The sequence below is a fragment of the Streptococcus sp. 477 genome (assembly GCF_013277295.1).
GTDB classification, from domain to species: domain Bacteria; phylum Bacillota; class Bacilli; order Lactobacillales; family Streptococcaceae; genus Streptococcus; species Streptococcus pseudopneumoniae.
The window spans coordinates 12,358-30,217 of sequence record NZ_VMMQ01000052.1 but is presented as its reverse complement, the minus strand read 5'-3'; the positions used below and the strand labels follow the sequence as shown (position 1 = coordinate 30,217).

At 40.1% G+C, this 17,860-nt stretch carries 13 protein-coding genes; all 13 read right to left on the bottom strand.

Annotated elements, in window-relative coordinates:
• Positions 1–56 precede the first annotated feature (56 nt).
• The 13 genes from serB to HT691_RS06795 all read right to left on the bottom strand — a co-directional run bounded on the left by serB (position 57) and on the right by HT691_RS06795 (position 17,745).
• Positions 57–701 (bottom strand): phosphoserine phosphatase SerB, encoded by a 645-nt coding sequence (gene serB, locus HT691_RS06855; RefSeq protein ID WP_023933539.1) that lies wholly within the window; start codon positions 699–701, stop codon positions 57–59.
• A gap of 58 nt (positions 702–759) precedes the next feature.
• A complete protein-coding gene (gene glgA / locus HT691_RS06850) occupies positions 760–2,193 on the bottom strand; it encodes a glycogen synthase GlgA (RefSeq protein ID WP_023933538.1) in 1,434 nt (477 codons plus the stop codon).
• Positions 2,190–3,329, bottom strand: coding sequence for a glucose-1-phosphate adenylyltransferase subunit GlgD (gene glgD, locus HT691_RS06845; RefSeq protein WP_000687041.1), 1,140 nt, complete (start codon positions 3,327–3,329; stop codon positions 2,190–2,192). Before glgD ends, glgA begins: the two co-directional genes overlap by 4 nt.
• Complete coding sequence (locus tag HT691_RS06840) at positions 3,319–4,461, bottom strand: glucose-1-phosphate adenylyltransferase (protein ID WP_000787253.1); 1,143 nt, start codon at positions 4,459–4,461, stop codon at positions 3,319–3,321. The genes glgD and HT691_RS06840 overlap by 11 nt, the downstream gene beginning before the upstream one ends.
• Positions 4,451–6,379, bottom strand: coding sequence for a 1,4-alpha-glucan branching protein GlgB (gene glgB, locus HT691_RS06835; RefSeq protein WP_000361115.1), 1,929 nt, complete (start codon positions 6,377–6,379; stop codon positions 4,451–4,453). The genes HT691_RS06840 and glgB overlap by 11 nt, the downstream gene beginning before the upstream one ends.
• Before the next feature lie 382 nt (positions 6,380–6,761).
• Positions 6,762–9,041: a type I pullulanase gene (gene pulA / locus HT691_RS06830; RefSeq protein WP_101514379.1), complete on the bottom strand. Its 2,280-nt coding sequence runs from the start codon at positions 9,039–9,041 to the stop codon at positions 6,762–6,764.
• Positions 9,042–9,063: 22 nt separating this feature from the next.
• A complete protein-coding gene (locus tag HT691_RS06825) occupies positions 9,064–10,023 on the bottom strand; it encodes a diacylglycerol kinase family lipid kinase (RefSeq protein ID WP_138704243.1) in 960 nt (319 codons plus the stop codon).
• A 2-nt stretch (positions 10,024–10,025) separates the two neighbouring features.
• Positions 10,026–11,984, bottom strand: a complete 1,959-nt coding sequence (gene ligA / locus HT691_RS06820; protein ID WP_138704242.1) for an NAD-dependent DNA ligase LigA — start codon at positions 11,982–11,984, stop codon at positions 10,026–10,028.
• 92 nt (positions 11,985–12,076) lie between these two features.
• The gene (locus tag HT691_RS06815) at positions 12,077–13,255 is read right to left on the bottom strand and encodes an MFS transporter (RefSeq protein WP_023933535.1); all 1,179 of its coding nucleotides are present in this window, start codon (positions 13,253–13,255) and stop codon (positions 12,077–12,079) included.
• A 79-nt stretch (positions 13,256–13,334) separates the two neighbouring features.
• Positions 13,335–14,198 carry an XRE/MutR family transcriptional regulator gene (locus tag HT691_RS06810; protein WP_138704241.1) on the bottom strand — a complete coding sequence of 288 codons (864 nt, stop codon included), beginning with the start codon at positions 14,196–14,198 and terminating at the stop codon, positions 13,335–13,337.
• 2 nt (positions 14,199–14,200) lie between these two features.
• Positions 14,201–16,102, bottom strand: a complete 1,902-nt coding sequence (locus tag HT691_RS06805) for an ABC-F family ATP-binding cassette domain-containing protein (protein WP_138704240.1) — start codon at positions 16,100–16,102, stop codon at positions 14,201–14,203.
• A 422-nt stretch (positions 16,103–16,524) separates the two neighbouring features.
• Positions 16,525–16,800, bottom strand: a complete 276-nt coding sequence (locus HT691_RS06800; protein ID WP_001284639.1) for an HU family DNA-binding protein — start codon at positions 16,798–16,800, stop codon at positions 16,525–16,527.
• Positions 16,801–16,905: 105 nt separating this feature from the next.
• Entirely contained in the window at positions 16,906–17,745 is an 840-nt protein-coding gene (locus tag HT691_RS06795) for a DegV family protein (RefSeq protein WP_023933529.1), read from the bottom strand.
• Between the last annotated feature and the right edge of the window lie 115 nt (positions 17,746–17,860).

Below are 17,860 nucleotides of genomic sequence, written 5' to 3'. Positions count from 1 at the left end.
TGATTTTAGGATAGTATTAAACGAATCCGGTGCAATTACAATCTTCATATTTTCCCTCATTCTAAACAGTCAATCAAAGGAAGAACTTCTAAAAAATCCCTCTTGTCAACATGATTCGGTATTTCTTTTTTGAGTACTTCTTTGGCACAAAAAGCGATTCCTAGTCCCGCCGACTTCAACATCAATAAATCATTGGCCCCATCACCGATTGCAACCGTTCTTTCTTTAGGAAGTTTGAGTTTCTCTCTCCATTTTTCCAGAGTCTCTTTTTTGACCTGGGGACTGATAATTTGTCCAACTAATTTTCCTGTTAGAAGACCATCTTTGACTTCAAGTTGATTGGCAGAGAAATAGGCAATGCCAAGTGATTTTGCTAATCTCTCAACTATTGGTGTAAAGCCACCAGACACCAGACCAACTAGAATGCCATTCTGTTGGAGAATAGAGATGAATTCTTGGGTATTTGGCGTTAGATGAATAGAGTTGAAGACTGTATCAAAGACCGAAATAGGAAGGCCTTCCAACAAGGAAACTCTGTCTCGTAAACTGCTTTCAAAGTCCAACTCTCCTCGCATTGCTCGACTTGTAATCTGCGAAATTTCCTCCTCACGACCTACCTCTCTTCCCAACAAATCAATCACTTCTTCTAGGATTAAGGTTCCATCCACATCCATAACACACAATCCTTTTACTTGAGACATACCTTCTCCTCTCTAAACAGCCTAAAAATCGTATGAAGTCATCATACGATTTTATCTATTAATTAACTAAACTATGGTACAAGGCAAGATATGACTTGCAGGCTGTATCCCATGAGAAATCACACTCCATAGCTTGTTTTTGTAGATTTCTCCAAACATCAGGATGGTTTCTATACAAGTCCAAAGCTGTTTGGAAAGTCCAATTTAACCAATAAGGTGATAGATTGTCAAAGCTAAAGCCAGTACCGCTTCCTTCGATTGGATTAAAAGCGCGAACAGTATCTCGCAAGCCACCAACTTCATGGACCAATGGCAAGGTTCCATAACGCATAGCCATCATTTGAGACAAGCCACACGGTTCAAAACGACTCGGCATGAGGAAGAGGTCACAGGCAGCGTAGATTTCTTGAGCTAGTTTGACATCAAAAGTGATATTTGCTGATAGCTTGTCTGGGTAGATTTGAGCAAACCATGAGAAAGCTCCTTCAAAGGCTGGATCTCCAGTTCCCAAAAGAACAATCTGGACATCTTCCTGCAAGATATGGTGCAGACTTTCGACCACCACATCAAAACCTTTTTGACGTGTCAAACGAGAAACAATTCCCACCAGTGGAACGTCAGCTCTAACTGGCAAGGCAACTCTTTCTTGTAATTTTGCCTTGTTCTGAGCTTTTCCAGACAAATCTTCCTGATTAAAATGATAGTCTAAAAGAGCATCCGTCTGAGGATTATACAGGTCAGCATCAATCCCGTTCACGATACCAGACACCTTGCCAGACTCCATTCGAAGAATTTGATCCAAGTTACATCCGAACTGACTGGTCATAATTTCATGAGCATAGCTAGGTGAAACGGTTGAAACACGGTCAGCATAAAGAATACCAGCCTTCATCCAGTTCAGACAGTTGTTCCAGCGAAGGGTACCATCAGCATAACGTTCAAAGCCAACTCCAAACAAATCCCATAACATTCCTTCTGAAAATTGTCCTTGAAATTCCAAATTATGAATGGTTAAAACAGTTTTAATTCCTTGATAGGCTTGAATCCAACGGTATTTTTCCTTTAACAAGAACGGTATCATGGCTGTATGGTAGTCATGAACATGGAGAAGGTCAGGAATAAAGTCAATCCTTTCCATAGCCTCAATGGCAGCCAGTTGGAAGAAAGCGAAACGTTCCCCATCATCAAAATCACCGTAAACATGACCACGGAAGAAATAATATTGGCTGTCGATAAAGTAGAAAGTCACTCCGTTCAAAACTGTTTTCTTAATCCCACAGTACTGTCTGCGCCAACCAACACTCACCTCAAAATGAAGAACATCTTCAATCTGATTTCCAAATTTAGCCTCTACCATGTCATAGTAGGGTAAAATTACTGCAACTTCATGTCCCGCTTTTACCAGTGATTTAGGAAGAGCGCCAATGACGTCTCCCAGACCACCTGTTTTTGAAAAGGGTGCACCCTCTGCTGCTACAAATAAAATTTTCATGAATGAATATCCTCTGTTACTTTGCTACCTTTCTTAACGACAACTGGATGTTCTGCAGTTCCTCGAATCACAACACCAGGCTCAACTTCAACACCCTTGTCCAAGATAGCATATTCAACCTGAGCTCCTTCTCCAATAACAACACGAGGGAAGAGCAGGCTATCTTTAACCAAGCTATCCTTATGAACATGAATATTACGTGATAGAACAGAATTAGCAACTTGACCTTCAATGATACTACCAGACGCAAACTGAGAAGTGCTTACTTTAGATGTATTAGCATAGTAAGTTGGTTCTTCGTTCTTAACCTTTGTATAAATCTTTTGGTTTGGTGAGAAAAGAGAATAGAATTTTTGCGATTCAAGCATATCTTTATTAGCTTGGTAATAAGACTCTACAGAGTGAATATTGGCTAGATAGCCTGTGTATTCGTAGGCGAAAGCTCCCTCTTTTGCAGCCAAATCCCGTAAAACATAACGCAACTTCTCTGGATGTTCTTTTTTAGCTTCTTCTTCCAAGCGTTCAATCAACCAAGGTGTATCAACGACAAAGATATCTGTAGACATATTGAACGTTTCAGCTGTTGACTTGCTATCAAAGAGTTTATGAGAACGAACATGGTCTGTTTCATCCACTTCTAAGATTGCATTTACTTCTGAAATATCTTTCTTAGCTAGTTTTTTATAAACTACAGTGATAGGCCCTTTTGTTGTACTATGTAGATGGAAAACTTGGTTCAAATCAATGTTAATCAAAACATCACAGTTGAGTGAAACTGTTTGGTTTGACCCAGAACGTTTCAAATAAGTGAGAAGCTGTTGGTAGTATTCTTTTCCAACTGTGCTACTTTCTACACGGGTATTGTAAATTCCTAGATAGTAATGGCTAAGAAGGGTTGATAAGCCCCACTCGCGTCCTGAACGAATATGGTCAAAGACTGAGCTGATATTATCCTGCTGGAAAATACCAAAGACACTACGAACACCTGCATTAGCAAGGCTTGAAAGTGGGAAGTCAATCAAACGATATTTCCCACCAAATGGCAAACTTGCTACTGGACGGTGGTCTGTCAATGTCGACATATCGTGAAAACCAACTGTGTTTCCTAAAATGGCAGAATATTTATCAATCTTCATCTGTTGCTACCCCCACTACTTCATTATATCCTACAACTTGTACTTCATCTGTTCCATCAATTTCGACACCGTCAGAAATAATCGCACCTTCACCAATAATGGCACGTTTAATCTTAGCTCCTTGACCAATGATAGCTCCACTCATGATAACTGAATCAACAACTTCCGCTCCTTCGCGAACTTGCGCGCCTGTTGAAAGGATAGAATGTTTAACAGTTCCATCAACGAAACATCCGTCTACAACTAATGAGTCTTCCACATCAGCATTTGCTCCGAGGAAGTTTGGTGGTGAAATCAAGTTTCTTGAGTAAATCTTCCATTGACGGTTACGACTATCCAAGGCATTCTCTGGAGAAATGTACTCCATGTTCGCTTCCCAAAGAGACTCAATCGTACCAACATCTTTCCAGTAACCGCTAAATTCGTAAGCATAAACACTTTCACCTGACTCAAGGTAATTTGGAATGACATTTTTACCAAAATCTGACATATCTACATTGCTCTTTTCAGCAGCGACTAACATATTACGAAGGCGTTGCCAATCAAAAATGTAGATTCCCATAGAAGCTTTTGTAGATTTAGGTTGAGCTGGTTTTTCTTCAAATTCAACAATACGATTGTTAGCATCTGTGTTCATGATACCAAAACGGCTTGCTTCTTTAAGAGGGACGTCTAAAACGGCTACTGTCAAGCTGGCATTATTATCCTTATGAGACTGGAGCATATCATCATAGTCCATTTTGTAGATGTGGTCCCCAGACAAAATCAAGACATACTCAGGGTTGACACTGTCGATATAGTCGATATTTTGGTAAATAGCGTGACTAGTCCCTTCAAACCAACGATTTCCTTCACTGGCAGAATAAGGTTGAAGAATAGAAACACCAGAATTGATACCATCTAGTCCCCAGCTTGAACCGTTCCCAATATGATTGTTGAGAGCAAGAGGTTGATACTGTGTAATGACCCCAACATTATGAATCCCTGAGTTGGCACAGTTTGATAGGGCAAAGTCAATGATACGGTAGCGCCCACCAAATTGCACAGCTGGTTTTGCGATGCTTTGAGTGAGTTTACCGAGACGAGTTCCTTGCCCACCAGCAAGAATCAAAGCTAACATTTCATTCTTCATTTTCTACTCCTTTTTGGTTTTTATTTGTGACGGTTTTAGTAGATTTCAAGCGGCGTTTGATTTTCCATACACTAGCTCCCATAGCCGGTAGGGTAAAGGTTAAGGTCTGCTCATAATCTTTCCATAGTCCTTCTTGCGTTTGAACAGTTTGATTATGTTCTTTCCAAACGCCTCCCCACTCTTCTAGCTCAGTATTCCAGACTTCTTCGTAAATTCCTGCAACGGGTAGTCCGATTGTAAAATCTTTCCGTTCAACAGGTGCCATATTAAAGACGCAGACTAGCATTTCTCCCTTTTTACCCTTACGAATAAAGGAAAGAACACTCTGGTCTCGATTATCCGCATCAATGATTTCAATACCATCATAGCTGGTATCAATTTCCCACAGACAGCGGTTGTCTTTGTAAAACTGGTTTAGCTGAGAAGTGAAATACTTCATCTTAGCATTCATTGGGTCTTCTAGGTTAGACCATTCCAACTGTTCTTCAGATTTCCATTCTAGGAATTGACCATATTCGCTACCCATGAAGAGCAATTTCTTACCAGGGTGACAAATTTGGTACGTATAGAGATTGCGCAAGCCTGCGAATTGATTGTAACGATCTCCCCACATCTTATGCATCATACTCTTCTTGCCATGAACCACTTCATCGTGTGAAAATGGTAAGAGATAGTTTTCATTGAAAACATACATAAAGCTAAAAGTCACCAAATTAAAGTCATACTTACGGTAAATTGGGTCTTCTTCGTAGAAACGGAGGATATCATTCATCCAGCCCATGTTCCATTTGTAGTCAAATCCTAGACCACCAAGCTCTTTCATTCCTGTAATCTTGGTTGCAGACGAACTTTCTTCTGCAATCATCATCACATCTGGATATTCTAACTTAATAATCTCATTCAAGCGTTGAAGGAAATAATAACCTTCATAGTTGAGATTTCCCCCATCTTTATTAGGTGTCCATGGAGCATCATCATAGTCCAAATAAAGCATGTTGCTAACAGCATCCACACGAATACCATCCAAATGATAGACATCGATCCAATGCTTAATACAAGAAATTAAGAAGGACTGGACTTCATTTTTTCCAAGGTCAAAATTGAGAGCGCCCCAACCATAGTTATGAGCCTTATTATGGTCTTGGTATTCAAAAGTCGGTGTCCCATCATAATAGGCTAAGGCATCATCATTAATGGTGAAATGACCAGGTACCCAGTCTACGATAACCCCAATATTATGGATATGACACTCCTCGACAAAATCTTGAAACTCTTCAGGACGACCATAGGCATGCTCTAAAGCGAAGTAACCCATAAGCTGGTACCCCCAACTCAACCCCAAAGGGTGGGACATCAAGGGCATAAACTCAATATGAGTATAGTTCATTTCAACGAGATAAGGAATGAGTTCATCCTTGAGCTGGGAAAAACTATAAGGACTACCATCAGGATTTCTTTTCCATGAGCCAGCGTGAACTTCATAGATATTGACAGGACGTTCAGCAAAGCCCCAACGTTTTCTTCGTGCCAGCCAAAGTCCATCCCTCCATTTCTTCTCAGGAAGCTCTGTTACGATTGCCCCTGTTCCTGGACGAGCCTCATATCTGACAGCAAAAGGGTCAATTTTCATCAGTTGATGACCATTTTGACGTGTGACATGATATTTGTAAATATGCCCTTCTTGAGCCATGTTGGTAAAGACTTCCCAGACCCCAAAGTCATTTCTTACCATTGGAATCTGACCCTCAATCCAGTTGGTGAAATCCCCCACCAAGTGGACAGCCTGAGCATTGGGAGCCCAAACACGGAAAGTATAGCCATACTCTCCATTCACTTGCTCTTTATGTGCTCCTAGATAATGCTGAAGGTGAAAATTTTCTCCTGTCATAAAGGTGCGCAAAGCTTCTCTTTTATCCATAATACCTCCTCTTTCTCTGTAAGCGTTTTCTATAGATTTATTATACTACCTTTTTAGGGAAGATTCAAGTAAATTACTATACTTCTTTAAAATTATTTTGAAAATCTACAAAAAGTTCACTTTCTCGTTCAATTGTAAAGCAATATTTTTTCAAAAAAATGTGAAAACGCCTTTCTTTTCTCTACTATAATACCAAAAAGTTCGTATTTTTGCTACCAATATTATTTTTTTATAGCAAAAAATAAAACCAGGAAAACAATTTCCTGATTTTACACGTTTGATGAAAATATTTATCAAATTTTCTATACAAGTGAGTTATCAGCTAAGTTCTTTCTATTCGTTCACTTCCAATGATGTGTTAGAATAGCGAGATAGATGGTCTTTATAAAACACTCAAGACGGCTAGACTAATATCATCTAACACATTATCTTCTTTTGAACGACTATTAGTTACCAACATAGCTAAATTTCCTGCATTTTCAAATTGATAGGGTTCTGATTTAGCATTCACAACCACCAAGAGGTGTTCTTTCCCATGAACTTCATAGATAAGGCAGCCGCTATGTTCAATCGCAGAATGCACAAAGACATGATGGTAAATTTCATCATAGCTAGAGTAAGAAAAGGCACCAGTTTTTGTCTTCAATCGGATGACTTGACGGATAAACTCAATACTGTCTTGACGCTCATTGATCAAATCCCAGTTGACTTGGTTCACACTGTCAGGAGCATTATAGCTATTCATCGCACGCTCTCTATCATCATGGGTCAACTCACCATTCTCACCAGTCGCAACCAGTTTGGTCCGACCAAATTCTTGACCGATTTCCATAAAGGCCATCCCTTGCATGAGTAGGTTCATAGCTGTGGCTGTCTCGACCTTGCGCATGATTTGTTCTGAACTTTGGTTTGGATGAAGGGTTGCCAATAAATCGTGAAGATTGTAATTGTCATGGGCTTCCACATAGTTAAGCACCTGATTTGGATGTGTATAGGTTCCTAATTCACGACTTCCTAGGATTGCTTTGGCTAGAATTGGCTCTGTCGCAGCACCGCTGACAAAACCTGACTTGATAGCACCATAAACTTCTCCACCTTTGACAGCATCACGCTGATTGTCATTAAAGAAACCAATACTTGGCATTTCGTAGGCGTTGTCTTTCTTAGCCTTATCATAAGGTGCAAGACCTGTTCCCATGTCCCAACCTTCTCCATAGAGGATAATGTTAGGGTCGATTTCATCTAAGCTTTGACGAATCATCTGCATAGTCTTGACATCATGAATCCCCATTAAGTCAAAACGGAAGCCGTCAATATTGTATTCCTGAACCCAGTATAGAAGAGAATCAATCATATACTTGCGGAACATTTCGTGTTCACTGGCTGTTTCATTTCCAACGCCTGTTCCATTCTGGAAGGTACCGTCTGGATTCATACGATAATAGTAATCAGGGACAGTTGTTTGGAAAGGTGCATCAACAACTGAGAAGGTATGGTTATAGACCACATCCATAATAACACCAATACCCGCATCGTGGTAAGCTTGAACCATGGTCTTCAAATCACGAATAACCTGAGCTGGGTCGTCTGGATTAGTTGAAAAACTAGTTTCTGGCGCGTTATAGTTTTGTGGGTCATAACCCCAGTTGTAGGTTACATTCCCATCCTCATCGTATTCTTTGTGACGGTCTGCAATTGGTTGCAACTGAACATAATTGTAGCCCAGCTTCTTGATGTAATCAAAAGCAGTTGCTTGGCCGTACTGGTTAACTGTTCCAGTCTGTGCAGCACCTAAGAAAGTTCCTCGAAGATGTTCATCCACACCTGAGGTCGGTGATTTGGTCAAATCACGAATGTGCATTTCACAAATAACTGCCTTACATGGATTTGCCAAGCGCCAAGTAGCCTCTGAACCGTGCTTGACCTCGAAGTTTGCAACTTGCTTTTCTTCATGGCTCAGGATAGCTGAACGTTTGCCATCAGGACTGGTCGCGATGGTATAGGGATCGCGTGTCACTGTTTGGTGGTGAGGGAATTGGACTTGATACTGATAAGCCTTACCAGTCAAATCTTCCTCAACATCCAAACTCCAGACACCGATTGTATTGTCCTTGTGATTATAAGAGTAGCTATTGCCTCTCTCCATCTCAAAGGTCTTCCAAACAGGAGCATCATTAGCAGCTGATTCATAAACGACAACCTGCACTTCTGTCGCTGTTGGAGCCCAGAGAGCAAAACGAGCCTGATTGTCCTCTACACGGCAACCCAATTCCCCTTGGTAGCCCCAGTGGTGGTCGAAACTAGCGCTATTGATAGCCTTGTCAAAAGCAAAAGGATTTTGATTTTTATAGAAAGGACTTGCAATTGCAGGATTTTCAGAATAATAAATTCTATCATCGCCTTCCAAAATCCAGACCTCTGTTAAGAGGGGATAGTGATTAAAACGGATAGCATATTCTTTACTAGTTTGGCCTGTGTGAACCACAAAATTCAAGCTTTCTAAGGGATGAGCACTTGGGTGTTCAAAGCTAAATAAGGCTCCAAAATAATCTTCTTGGTAAGTTAGTAAATCAATTCGTTGATCCTTACTCTTTACAAAAGAGCAAGTGTCGTATTCACCATTCTTGCGATGGTAATGAATGCGCATAGGGTAGTTATACATTTTTATTTTTCCTTTTTACTTTTTAATTCGTTTCTATTTCACTAATAAATTCTTGACCAATCTCGTCTCGATTGACAAAAAATTCGATGTGATGATGGCAGACTTGAAGTTCAACTGGGGTATCTCCTCCATATTCCCCATCTAGGTTCAGCATAAATCGTTCTTGGTCATCTAAAACTTCTAAACGTAGTTTGCTAGTTTTAAGGTATTCGATATTGACGTCTGAGACATGCTGACCACCATTAATGGCCTGTATCAATAAGCCCAACATATCAAATAGCTTGTCTGTCTTGACCAAAATCAGAGTAAAATTACCATCGTCTAACTTGGTATCAGGCGCTAACTGCTCAAACCCTCCAATGGAATTGGTCAAGGCAACAAAAATCAAGGACACCTCTCCTTCAAAGACCCCCTGATCGTGTGTGATTCTCACTGGACGAACCTTGGTCTTAGGAAACATTTCAATGCCTTTAGCAACATAGGCAAAATAACCAAGACGCGTCTTGACTTCACTTGGAACACTGTAAGTCAATTCGGTTAAGGTTCCAGCAGCGGCAATATTAATAAAATATTTGTCGCCAAAAGCTCGTCCAATATCCATATGAATGGTCTCATTTTTAGCAATAATCTGAGCAGCCGCAACAGGATCACCCATTGGAATTTTTAGGGCACGCGCATAATCATTAGTCGTACCTGTTGGGATGATAGCAAGCCGAGGTCTCTTATCGAGCGAGGCAACCCCATTGACTACCTCATTAATTGTTCCATCACCACCTGCAGCAATAATCAAATCAAAACCAGCTTTGGCTGCTCTCTCAGCTTCTTTTTGTGCCGAAAGAGGTTCTGGAGTCGTTTGAAAGGCACTGGTTTCATAGCCAATATTTTCCAAAACATCCAGCACTTCTGCTATATTTTTCTTGATAATTTCCTGCCCTGAGGTTGGGTTATAAATTAAACGCGCACGTTTTCTTTCTTCTGTCATTGTTACAAACTTTCTAGCCAAGTTTCATCTCGAACTTCGATGCCAAATTCTTGTGCTTTTTGAAGTTTACTTCCAGCGTCTGCACCTGCCACAACGAGGTCGGTCTTTTTAGACACACTGCCTGTCACTTTGGCCCCCAGACTTTCGAGTTTACTTTTAGCTTCTGAGCGCTTGAGCCGTTCCAATTTTCCAGTCAATACCACGGTCAAGCCTGACAAGGCCGCATTCGCAACTACTGTCTGACCTTTATAGTCCAGATTGACCCCAGCTTCTCTCAATTCTCTGAGGAGAATTTCAGAGCCTTCTGTAGCAAAGTAAGTCTGAAGACTCTTGGCAATCACACCACCCAAACTTTCAATACTAGCCACTTCCTCTGGATCTGCCTGAGCCAGATTTTCAATTGAATGAAAATGTTGAAGTAACAACTGACTGGCCTTGCTTCCGACATGGCGAATCCCTAGTCCAAACAAGAGTTTTTCAGCAGAGTTTTCCTTAGATGCTTGAATGGCTTGATACAGTTTAGAAGCAGACTTTTCCTTAACCCCCTCTAAAAGAAGAAAATCTTCCTCTTTTAAACGATAAATATCTGCCACGTCCTTAACCAGATTAGCAGCAAAGAGTTTCTCAACAATAGATGGACCAAGGCCTGTAATATTCATAGCATCACGAGAAGCAAAGTGAATCAAGCCTTCCATGATTTGAGCAGGGCAACGCGGATTGATACAACGCAGGGCCACTTCATCTTCAAAGTGCAGCAAGTCAGAGTTACAACTTGGACAGTTTGTAGGGATATCCAGTTTCTCTTCAGAAACCCGTTTGGACTCTACTACACGTAAAACGGCAGGGATAATATCTCCAGCCTTATAAACGATAACCGTATCATCTTTTCGGATATCTTTTTCAGCAATATAATCCACATTGTGCAGAGTTGCACGGCTAACAGTTGTACCAGCTAGTTGTACAGGTGTTAGATTTGCAGTTGGGGTTACAACACCCGTACGGCCAACTGTCCAGTCAACTGACAAGAGTTGAGCTTCTTTTTCCTCAGCAGGAAACTTGTAGGCTACTGCCCACTTTGGAGCCTTGACGGTAAAACCGAGTTCTTCTTGGTTTGCTAGGTCATTGACCTTGATCACCACCCCATCGATATCATAGGGAAGATTGTCCCGTTCCTCTTCTACTTCTTGGATAAAATTCCAAATCTCATCCATGCTTTCAGCCAGAATTCGTTTAGAATTGACTACAAAACCAAATTGTTCTAGGTGCTTCAAAACCTTTTCTTGGCTGTCGCGAGTTGAAGGGCTGGCTTCTTGATAGAGGAAAGTGGCAAGATTGCGCTTGGCAACTACTGCTGTATCCAGCTGACGCAAGGTTCCTGCCGCCGCATTACGAGGATTGGCAAATTCAGGCTCTCCATTTTCTTGGCGAGCTTGGTTAACCTGGTCAAAAGAAGCGCGTGGCATGTAACATTCCCCACGAACTGTAATATCAAGTTCTTCTGGCAAGGTCAAAGGAATGTCCTTGACACGCTTGAGGTTTTCTGTAATATTTTCACCAACAGAACCATCTCCACGTGTTACACCAGCAACCAAAATCCCCTTTTCATACGTCAGCGAGATAGATAAGCCATCGATTTTCAGCTCACAAATATAGGTCGGATGAGCCACTTCCTTACGAACACGCGTATCAAATGCTTCAAGCTCCTCACGTGAAAAAGCATCCTGCAAACTATAAAGAGGATACTGATGACTGTATTTTTCAAAACCATCTAAGACTTTGCCACCAACACGATGGGTCGGACTGTCTGCTAACACTTGATCTGGATAGGCAGTTTCTAACTCAACCAACTCACGGTAAAGGCGGTCATATTCACTATCTGAAACCGAGGGATTGTCGCTGGTATAGTACTCAGTCGCATAGCGATTGAGCAAGGCGACTAACTCATTCATTCTTTTATTCATAAGACCATTTTACCATAAACTAAGCCCTCCTCACAAACGAGAAGGGCGGAAAAAACACTTAGATTGGAATTATTTTTAAAACTCAAGCAACCTTATATAAATTTTTCAAAATGAGTTCGAACATAAATAAACGATATACAAGACAAGATGATAACACCACTTCCAATTATCAGGAAAGAAGAGAGATGGACACTTGGCAGGACTGTCATAAATCCTTTTGCAATAGGCATAAATAGAATAGCTAAGGTAAAAATTGTACTCAGTACTCTCCCAAGAAATTCGCTCTCAACCTTGGTTTGTACTTGAGTAAAAAAGTGAATATTAAAAATCGTCATAAACAATTCACAAACTAAATTTCCAGAAAAGGAAAGCAAATTTGGAAGTGGTAATCCCATCATAAAAACTCCGACACCTGTCAAAGCCAGTAAAATCAAAAGATTATAAACATTAGCTTTAATTTTACTAGCTAGAAGAGCCCCAATGATGGAACCAATAGCCCCCATAGTTAAAATACTTGCATAGGCTCCTTCTGACCCGTAAAGCTGATTCGAAAAGGGAAGTAGAAATTCAAAAGCGGCAAAAAAGAAATTAACGCTGGAAGCTACCAGCAAAAGGAAGAAAATTTCTTGCTGATGCCAGATATAGTGTAACCCATCCTTGATATCTACAAACATATCTCTCCCAGTAAAAGCCTTTTTCTCTTGAACTTTTGCTTCCTCTTTTGGAAGAAAAGCCACTAGAACAAAAGCAATGAAAAAAGTCAGCGAGTCTAGCAGTAGTGTCATATGGAGACTTGCAAACTGTAAAACAAGGAAGGAAAGAACAGGAGAGCTAACACCTACAACCTGCAAAACCAGCTCTAAGCGAGAATTATAGATCACAATCTCATCTTTCTCAACAACCTCAGTTATAATGGCTTTATTGGCTGTACGAGAAAAGGCAAATGCAACCGCCTGAACAATATTGGCAACAATCAAAGCTCCAATCATCCAGCTGTCATTTCTTATAAAAGAAATAGCCAGACAAAGAATCCCACAAACAAGGTCCGTCGTCATTAAAATCTTACGACGAGAAAAACGGTCTGAAATGACTCCGCCAAATGGGTTGACGAGAATGGATGTGACGAGTTCAGAAATCTGATACATTCCTAAAACTGTCTGTCCGATAGTTCCCATGGAAGCCAACCAGACACTATTGCCATAATCATAGAGCATATTCCCTATCCTGTTAACAGCTCCACGGCTAATCAACTGTACTGCATAGCGATTCATATAAAAACTCCTCTCAAATTTTGAAACTATTGTATCAAAACCGAAAGGAGCTTTTTATTTTTTCCCTTATTTGGGAAAATTAATCTTTGACAAATTTTTCGTAGTGTTCCTGATAGTAGGCTACTTGCTCTGGAAGACCTAGCACATCAAAAATATGCATGGCCTCTTGCATTTGGCTACAACCTTCTTTACACTTTCCTTTTTGATATAAGGCAAAACCTTTTAAATAATGGAAAACATTACGCTCATAAAGCTTAATACCTTTACCAATAATCTTCTCTGTATAAGTCTCGAAATAGCTTGCATTGTCAAAAGAAAGATGCTCTAAACAATACTGGTAACAATTGAGGGCCAAAATCAACACTAATCTCTTATGGCGACCAATCTCTTGGTAAAATTCCTCCCTCTCCATGACTTCTCTACCAATCCGAGTGACATAGTCCACATCGTAGAAACTATAGAGGTTCCCGAAAAGAATCAACTCATACATGGTCCATTCTTCTGTTTTGAAGAGATAATCTGCTACCTTATCCAAATCATCCTGCTTCATATCATAACTCGCATCTCTTTGACAAATCAGACCTTGTAGCAAAATCCAGTTCAGCTCAAAATAAAGGGGAGTCGTCGAACTCTTAGCCTTTTCAAGTTGTTCTTCTTGAAGCTTTTGAAAACCTGCAATATCATTTGAGTAGTAAAGTGGGATAATCTGTGCCATCATAGCAACATGTTCATGATTTTGAAAATCCCTAGCCTTGTCCATGAAATTTTCAATGGTCACATGAATATTATCCAAAATTTCAAAAAAACGTGAGACTGCTAGGTCAGATTCCCCAAGCTCAAAGCGAGATAACTGAGAGGTTGAACAGGACTCGCCTGCTGCTTCCTTTAAAGAATAATTTCCACTTGTTCGAAATTCACGAAATACTTTTCCAAGATGTTCCATCTTTACACCTGCTCTGATAATTCTTCCCACTCAAGCATATCTTCTTCCTGACGGTGGCTGATTTTGTCCAGCTCAGCCTGCAATTCCATCAGTTTGTCGGCATCGTTTGTTTCCAACATTTGTTCAGAAATGGCTTGGCTTTGACTTTCTAGCTCTTCAATTTCAGCTTCTAGACTTTCGATTTGTCGCATGAGCTTACGAACTTCTTTTTGACTTTCTTTCTGAGCTTGATAGTCATTAACTGGGCTTGCTTCTTTTGCTTGATTGCTGGTTGAAGCTTCCTCTGTCAGACCGACTTCCATTTCAGCCTTTTTATCGACATAATAATCGTAATCTCCCAAGTAAAGAGTCGAGCCATTCTCAGACAATTCCAGTACATGAGTTGCCACACGATTGATAAAGTAACGGTCGTGGCTGACGAAGAGAAGAGTTCCATCGAAGTCAATCAAGGCATTTTCCAACACTTCCTTGCTATCAATATCCAAGTGGTTGGTTGGCTCGTCCAGAATCAAGAAGTTGTTGTTTTCCAAAGACAATTTAGCCAAAAGCAAACGTGCTTTCTCGCCACCAGACAGCATGCCAACTGATTTTTTGACATCATCTCCTGAGAAAAGGAAGGCACCTAGACGGTTACGGATTTCAACTTCTGGTGTCAACTTAAAATCATTCCAGAGTTCATCCAGTACAGTATTACTTGGTGTCAGCTTGCTTTGGGTCTGGTCATAGTAACCAACCTCAACATTAGCGCCAAAGCGCTTTTCCCCCTTGATAAAAGGAATCTGGTCCACAATAGACTTGATAAAGGTTGACTTGCCGATACCATTTGGACCAACGATAGCGACAGCATTCATCTTACGAAGATCTAGGCTAATCGGTTGTGACAGGACTTCCCCATCATAGCCAATAGCTGCATTTTCAACAGTCAATACAACATTACCAGACGTTTTTTCAGACTGGAAGGTCATATTGGCTGATTTCTTGCCAGCTTCAGGCTTGTCCAAACGCTCCATTTTTTCTAGTTGTTTACGACGGGATTGGGCGCGTTTGGTCGTTGAAGCACGGACTAGATTGCGATTGACAAAGTCTTCCAGAGCAGCGATTTCCTTTTGTTGCTTTTCATAGTTTTTTGCTTCAGTAGCTAGCTTCTGCTCCTTCAACTCAACAAAACGAGAGTAATTCCCCACATAGCGATCCAAGGAATGCTTGGTCAAATCCAGCGTAATCGTCGCAACCTTATCCAAGAAATAACGGTCGTGGCTGACGATAATGAGGGCGCCGCTATAGTTTATCAAATAATTCTCTAGCCAGGCGATGGTTTCAATATCCAAGTGGTTGGTTGGCTCGTCCAAGACCAAGAGATTTGGCTTTTCAAGAAGCATTTTGGCCAGCGCCAGACGGGTATTTTGACCACCAGAAAGCTCAGCAATTTTCATCTGCCACATAGACTCGTCAAACTTGAATCCATTCAAAATCGCTCGAATATCAGCTTCATAAGTGAAACCACCTGCTTGGTGAAAATTTTCAGATAAGCGGTCGTAATCTGACATCAGTTTATCCAAATCCTCACCAGACTTTTCACCCATCTCCAGCTCCATCTGACGCAGTTGTTTCTCAGTCCGACGCAAATCATCAAAGACATGAAGCATTTCATCGTAGATAGTGTTTTCAGATTCAAAACGGCTATCTTGGGCTAGGTAAGACAGAGAAATATCTTTTTTCTTATTGATTTCTCCGCTAGTTAGCTCCTCTTCTCCAACTAAAATCTTCAAAAGAGTAGACTTACCTGCACCATTTTTCCCAACAAGGGCAATCCGATCTCGTTCATCAACTTGCAGGTTGATAGTATCGAAAAGAACCTCTCCTGCAAAAGAACGTTCAATTTTATTAGCTTGTAAAATAATCATACAAGTAGTATAGCATGTTTCCCTAAGGCATTCAAGATAATGGTAAGTATTTTAGTGAAGGGTTTGTAACATAAAGTAAATTATGTAAAATTTATGTTAGATTCCTTCGCTATCTTGTTGGACTTTCTAACCAGCTAATCTTGCTTCAAATAGTTATCGCACAAGTCTATTATTTAGTTCTTTTCATTATATACGTACGTATAGCAAATTGAAATAAGATGAGAACAAATCGATTGGGAAAGTAAAATTAATTTCTATAAATGTTTTAGCAATTGTTTCGTACTATTTTAGATTCAGTCTACTATATATACAATATTTTCGGAACATTCAACTTTTTAACTCTATTTATTACTAGATTTCATAATTAAAAAGCCTACCGACCAAGCTAGAAAGCTTGATACAATAGGCTTTTTAAAGACTGATTATTTAACAGCGTCTTTAAGAGCTTTACCAGCTTTGAATGCTGGAACTTTAGAAGCTGCAATTGTCATTTCTTTACCAGTTTGTGGGTTGCGACCTTTACGTTCTGCACGCTCACGAACTTCAAAGTTACCAAAACCGATCAATTGAACTTTTTCACCAGCTGCAAGATAGTCAGCTACTGCTGCAAATACAGCTTCAACTGCTGCTGCTGAGTCTTTCTTAGTCAATTCTGTAGCTTCTGCTACTTTAGCGATCAAATCTTGTTTGTTTGCCATGTTAACGATTCCTCCAAATAATTTCTAATTAACAAATATAATCATATCCTAAAATCCCTTTTAGGTCAAGTTAAAAACGCTATTTCTTCCCATTTTATTTATTTTTTAGGAATGGTAACGTACCAAAATAGCCCACGCATTCTCACCCGTGTGAGTTTGAATAATGGAACCTGTTTCTAAAACAGAAATTGGCTTTTCAACATAAGCTTGTAAGCTTTCTTTCATCTCTTTTGCCCAATCAGCACTACCAGAATATGAAATTCCAATCTCTGCTACAGAATGTTCAGAAAGCGATGTTATCAACTCATCTAACCATTTTTTAAAAGTTTTAGCACCACGACCTTTAACCATTGGCTGCAATTCATGGTCTTTCATTTGCATGACAACACGGATATTGAGAAGGGAGCTCAACAATCCAGTTACACGGCCAATTCGTCCACCTTTGACAAGATTTTCCAAAGTTGAAACGCCAATATAAAGTTCTGTGTTGTTTTTAACCTCTTCTACATGAGATAAAATTGTCTCCATGTCTTTGCCTTCTTGTGCTAATTTAGCAGCTTCGACAACTTGGAATTTCAAGGCTTGGTCAGTGAAGGAACTATCGATAACTGTCACATCGGCAGTAGATAAACTAGCACCTTGGCGCGCTGCTTCTACAGTCCCCGAAAGAGCATGGGACATATGAATAGCAAGAATCTGGCTACCATCCTTGCATAGGTTTTCAAACACTTCAGCAAAGACACCTACAGGCGGCTGGCTTGTTTTCGGAAGATTCTTAGCTTCTTGCATCAAGTGAAGAAATTTACCTTCTTCTTTCAAATCAGCATCAGAATAAACAACATTATCAATCATTACAGATAATGGAACAATTGTAATATCTAATTGCTTTACTAGTTCAGGTTCAATAGTAACAGATGAATCGGTTACAATCTTAATTTTTGTCATAGTATCAATCTTTCTATTTTAGGATTCAGATTGGTTTCCTTGCTTCTAATTATATCAAAAAAAAGATTAAAAATCCTAATGGAGTCAATCAAATTTTCTGTAAAATTTGATATAA

Coding starts and splice junctions, on each gene's coding strand:
- HT691_RS06840 (WP_000787253.1), bottom strand. CDS start 4,461: ATGAAGAATGAAATGTTAGCTTTGATTCTTGCTGGTGGGCAAGGAACT.
- pulA (WP_101514379.1), bottom strand. CDS start 9,041: ATGTATAACTACCCTATGCGCATTCATTACCATCGCAAGAATGGTGAA.
- HT691_RS06805 (WP_138704240.1), bottom strand. CDS start 16,102: ATGATTATTTTACAAGCTAATAAAATTGAACGTTCTTTTGCAGGAGAG.
- glgA (WP_023933538.1), bottom strand. CDS start 2,193: ATGAAAATTTTATTTGTAGCAGCAGAGGGTGCACCCTTTTCAAAAACA.
- HT691_RS06810 (WP_138704241.1), bottom strand. CDS start 14,198: ATGGAACATCTTGGAAAAGTATTTCGTGAATTTCGAACAAGTGGAAAT.
- serB (WP_023933539.1), bottom strand. CDS start 701: ATGTCTCAAGTAAAAGGATTGTGTGTTATGGATGTGGATGGAACCTTA.
- glgB (WP_000361115.1), bottom strand. CDS start 6,379: ATGGATAAAAGAGAAGCTTTGCGCACCTTTATGACAGGAGAAAATTTT.
- HT691_RS06795 (WP_023933529.1), bottom strand. CDS start 17,745: ATGACAAAAATTAAGATTGTAACCGATTCATCTGTTACTATTGAACCT.
- HT691_RS06825 (WP_138704243.1), bottom strand. CDS start 10,023: ATGACAGAAGAAAGAAAACGTGCGCGTTTAATTTATAACCCAACCTCA.
- glgD (WP_000687041.1), bottom strand. CDS start 3,329: ATGAAGATTGATAAATATTCTGCCATTTTAGGAAACACAGTTGGTTTT.
- ligA (WP_138704242.1), bottom strand. CDS start 11,984: ATGAATAAAAGAATGAATGAGTTAGTCGCCTTGCTCAATCGCTATGCG.
- HT691_RS06815 (WP_023933535.1), bottom strand. CDS start 13,255: ATGAATCGCTATGCAGTACAGTTGATTAGCCGTGGAGCTGTTAACAGG.
- HT691_RS06800 (WP_001284639.1), bottom strand. CDS start 16,800: ATGGCAAACAAACAAGATTTGATCGCTAAAGTAGCAGAAGCTACAGAA.